Raw genomic sequence first — 4,036 nt, forward strand, 5'->3', positions numbered from 1 at the left:
TCGCTTACGCTTAATTTTGGTCAGAAGGTGTTGCGTTTTTGACCCGCGATTCATCTCACCGCCAACCGTTCAGGTGTGGCGGGAGTCTTCTCACGGAACTAGATAAAACTTGATTCATACAAGCTACACTACGGAAACAACAACCTGCTGCGTAAACAATATCATCGCGTGCTATCGCTTTTTTTGCGACTATTAGTGAGAAACTAATTTCCCAGGCGAAAGTATTAATCGTTGCCTGTTTTAGCCCAACGGGATAAGGTTTGGTCTTTGTTTTCAAAGTTTGTAAAACACCATCAGGGTCGTGAAGTACCTGACAAATAGCAACTTCCCCCATATAAATTGAGGACACAAAGCCATGAGGATGTCCTGGTTGATAGTCGATAGTTAATTTTCCAGCATGGCAATCATCAATCACACGATTGACGAGCGCTAAATTACGGTAGAGAAAATCTACAGCTACACCTTGAATCTGTAACCAGCCGCCACCATTGATCCATTTTCCCCACCCCCCAATTTCTGTAATCAAATTCGTGCGGCCTTGATCATCAAGGTTACAAGCAAGGCGATTTAAAGTAATTACATCGGGTGGGTTCTGTGGATGGTAATAAATCCCTAAATCTACATCTGATTTATGAGTATGGTTGCCCCGCGCTCGTGAACCACCTAACGAGATCGCTATAATTCCCTCAATCGACTGCAATGGCTCAACAATATGGCTGATGAATTGGGACAAATTTTGATTCATAAGGCGATTATGAGGTTTTTCTAGCAAGTCATTCTCAAACCATATAACCCGTAAATACTTTTGGCAAATTGGCACTCAATCTATTGTTGTTGCAGTTTCAATGGGAATGTCAAAACACTGGGATAGACAAAAAGTTGTACAAGACGGACGGCGGAACTTTTTGTGTTATCCCAGTGGATGCCAGTTGCGATCTGGCTGTTGTCGCTACATGATTTGCACTTGTTCGAGTAGGAGCAACTGGCTCCAAATGCGACCAGAATATAATATCAGCTTGGCTTAAATCTGATTTGACTTGCTTGTAAATAAATGATTTGCTCCTTTAATCCTTGTGCTTCAGTCGCGCTTAAACCTTTCCATTGTTGCTGTGCTTGTTTGACACTGGGTACTGGTTTAAGAACCCCTGCTAAATCAAGTGTCTGTCCTGGTTTGACTACAACTTTGTTTTCTACAGTTCCTTCATCCAAATTAGGAGCTAAAACTACAAATACCCGTTGAGCATTACTTGAGCCAACCCAGAAGGTGCGATCGCCTACCACACTTTGAACCTTCACATTTGTAAACTGTACAGGTTTATCTATAAGTGTCTGTTTATTTGCATTAGTAATGACTAATACATCAGTAATTGGTTCAGTTTGAACAACTGTTGTGAGGGGACTAGGAGTAGCGACAACAGTATTTGTTGCCTCTGGTGTAGCAGTCGCAGTGACAGTAACCGTGGCTTGCGGTGTAGGAACTACCACAACATCAGGTTGCTTTGGTTCGGAAGCGCAAGCAGTCAGACCACTAACTAACAGTGTCAAAAGCGCTGCTTTATTGAAACAGGAATTTCTGTTGAGAAAGCCATTACTGTTTTGCATAATATTTAAAACCTACTTGCGACTCTATATCTAGCTTTTAATAGATAAACAATAAGCCTATATACTTATTCATAGATAGACCATTTAGTAGATGTGAAATATTGACTTTACGTCGTAACAACATTAAATAAATGATGTTAACTTAATAATATCTTTACTTTAAATAATATCGGATGAGCTTGCTTCTATCTGATGGGATATTCTATGCTAGAGGTAATTATAATATTTATTAAATTAGTAAGATTTGTATAAATAAAAGATATTATCTCAATTATCTCGAAGAGTCTTTTAAACCGACCTAAAGAATCTATTTTATTATTTGATTCAACCACTGGAGCTAATGAAATCGCTCAGATGTTGAATGGCAGTTGGGATGGCTGTAATAGTGTATCTCTGATTGAATGTGATGAGATAGCTGTTAATACTGCTGCCAAATTATTAGAAGTTGCATGGTGTTATCAAGGTACATCTCAAGCGGTTTTAGAACGATTAACATCTGAGGAAATTTTCCGACGCTATGCACTGGGAGAAAGAAATTTTGTTAATGCAAATTTGAGATGTGCGGAACTTGTATCCGCAGAGCTAACTGAAATTAATCTAAGTTATGCAAAATTGAGTTGGGCAGATTTAAGCCAAGCCAATCTAGACAAAGCTGATTTGACAGCAGCAGACTTGAGCCAAGCTAATTTAAGTGGAGCCGAAATGAGTGGGGCAAACCTAACCAGAGCAAACCTCAAAGGAGCTAACCTAAAACAAGCCTCATTATGTGGAGCTAACTTAAGTGGAGCCAACTTAGCTGAAGCGGATCTGACTAATGCAGATTTAACTGGAGCTAATCTGTCCTTAGCAGAGCTAAGAGGAGCAAATCTCCACTTATGCAATTTGAACGGGGCAAACCTAACCGGAGCGAAGTTTATTGAAAGTGAGTTAGATTTTACTAAACAATGATTCTGCTAATAAGTAATTATCTTGATTCATCAAGAAAAGTAATAGCTTGGTTGCCAGCTAGTATTAATCAGTGTTAGCACCACAACCTAAACAACGCATACAAACAGAAAAAGCTGCTAGAAGCGAGACAATTTCAATTAGTAATTGAAAGGGCAAAGGAGCTAGAGTTAAGCCCCAAATTAGAGAAAATGTCCCGCTAAACATCGCCGTAATGCGATGAATTTCATCTTGGGTGTTCCAGGATAAGGTAAAAATTCCCAAACCAATTAATAATAAAAGCAAGCTACTCATAAAAGTATGCAAAATTGATAGAGTGCCTGTGTAGTATCCCAGTGTTTACTAGCCCACAATGATTATACAGTAGTGATTGGTTTCATCGTTAGCGTCATAAAACTATCATCAGGGGTGATCGCTACTACTTGTTCTGACTCTAGGTATATGTTTTTGTTGAAAGATGATCACAACATAGATACAGGCAAACCTTAACCCCTAATCTAAGTATTAATGAACACAACGAATTTAGACGAATCCGGTTTTGGGATGAGTAATGAAGATTGGGTTAACTTAGGAAAATCTGATGCTTGGGAGGGAAAGCCCAAAGCACCACCAGAGCATGATACTGAAGCTGCGAGTATGTATGAACTCGGTTACATTGAAGGGGAGATTGAAAAACCGCCAACGCCAACGCCTTTATCCATGAACCCAGCAGTTAAAAATGGCTAGGAGAGTGAGCAGATATCACAATAAAACCAACAGAATCAAGTTTAAGTTGTGGCTGATGAATACCTTGGACGATAGCGGACTTCAAAAGTCTTTCAATTTTCAATTCTTCAGCTAGAGTATTATCCCAAGTTTGTGTATTCAAGCGTAAATTTAACTGCTCTACTTTAGCAGCTAGTTTCTGCTCTGCTAAATGAGCATAACGTTGACATAGTTGAATCAAGTGTTGACGTTGGGCGAGTAACGTCCTTGATGTATTACTAACTTCTTGACAAACTTTAGACCAATTAGTAGGCGCAATAAAATTGTCAATGATTCCTAAACGTTCTTTAGCAAGATTATGATCTTGTACTTCATGAGAAGTTTTATCTTTTTGATATGGGCGTTGTAATATACTCAAGAGTAATTCATCCTGAACTTCACTGAGCATTTGGGAACGAGCATCAATAAAGATAGTTTCAATCAATGGTGGAAATAAAGCGCCTACCTGACGCTTCAAGACGTTAAACCGAGAATTATCAAGTTGATAATCTGTAAAAATCTGCTTGACTTTTTCCAGATTAAATTCAACTAAATAATTACATTGAAAACCAAACTATTCCATGCCCTCACTGCTGTACCAAGATGAATCTTGTCGCCAAAGAGCAAAAGCTTGACCCCAGGGCAAACGCATCTAAATATAGTACAAGAATACTAAGCAAGGGATAAAGGCAGGCATATCTAACGGCAAGGTTCTGTCTAAGTAGGTGGTATAGAGGATAAGTAG

Annotated in this window: 6 protein-coding genes; 2 read left to right on the forward strand and 4 right to left on the reverse strand. The window is 39.0% G+C overall.

Annotated features, from left to right (window positions below):
* Positions 1-55: 55 nt before the first annotated feature.
* Positions 56-745: a nucleotidyltransferase domain-containing protein gene (locus tag H6G14_RS33010; protein ID WP_190573185.1), complete on the reverse strand. Its 690-nt coding sequence runs from the start codon at positions 743-745 to the stop codon at positions 56-58.
* 266 nt (positions 746-1,011) lie between these two features.
* Positions 1,012-1,602: a hypothetical protein gene (locus H6G14_RS33015; RefSeq protein ID WP_190573186.1), complete on the reverse strand. Its 591-nt coding sequence runs from the start codon at positions 1,600-1,602 to the stop codon at positions 1,012-1,014.
* Between the two features lie 354 nt (positions 1,603-1,956).
* Between H6G14_RS33015 and H6G14_RS33020 the strand changes: the two genes are divergently transcribed.
* Complete coding sequence (locus H6G14_RS33020) at positions 1,957-2,550, forward strand: pentapeptide repeat-containing protein (RefSeq protein WP_190573188.1); 594 nt, start codon at positions 1,957-1,959, stop codon at positions 2,548-2,550.
* Positions 2,551-2,613: 63 nt separating this feature from the next.
* Here H6G14_RS33020 and H6G14_RS33025 read toward each other — a convergent pair whose 3' ends face one another.
* A complete protein-coding gene (locus H6G14_RS33025; RefSeq protein WP_190573190.1) occupies positions 2,614-2,841 on the reverse strand; it encodes a hypothetical protein in 228 nt (75 codons plus the stop codon).
* 213 nt (positions 2,842-3,054) lie between these two features.
* On the opposite strand from H6G14_RS33025, the gene H6G14_RS33030 reads away from it, so the two are divergent.
* Complete coding sequence (locus H6G14_RS33030) at positions 3,055-3,273, forward strand: hypothetical protein (protein ID WP_190573192.1); 219 nt, start codon at positions 3,055-3,057, stop codon at positions 3,271-3,273.
* On the opposite strand, the gene H6G14_RS33035 is transcribed toward H6G14_RS33030, so the two are convergent.
* Complete coding sequence (locus H6G14_RS33035) at positions 3,260-3,769, reverse strand: hypothetical protein (protein WP_242054384.1); 510 nt, start codon at positions 3,767-3,769, stop codon at positions 3,260-3,262. The genes H6G14_RS33030 and H6G14_RS33035 overlap by 14 nt on opposite strands.
* Between the last annotated feature and the right edge of the window lie 267 nt (positions 3,770-4,036).

This window comes from Nostoc parmelioides FACHB-3921, from assembly GCF_014696625.1.
GTDB classification, from domain to species: Bacteria; Cyanobacteriota; Cyanobacteriia; order Cyanobacteriales; family Nostocaceae; genus Trichormus; species Trichormus parmelioides.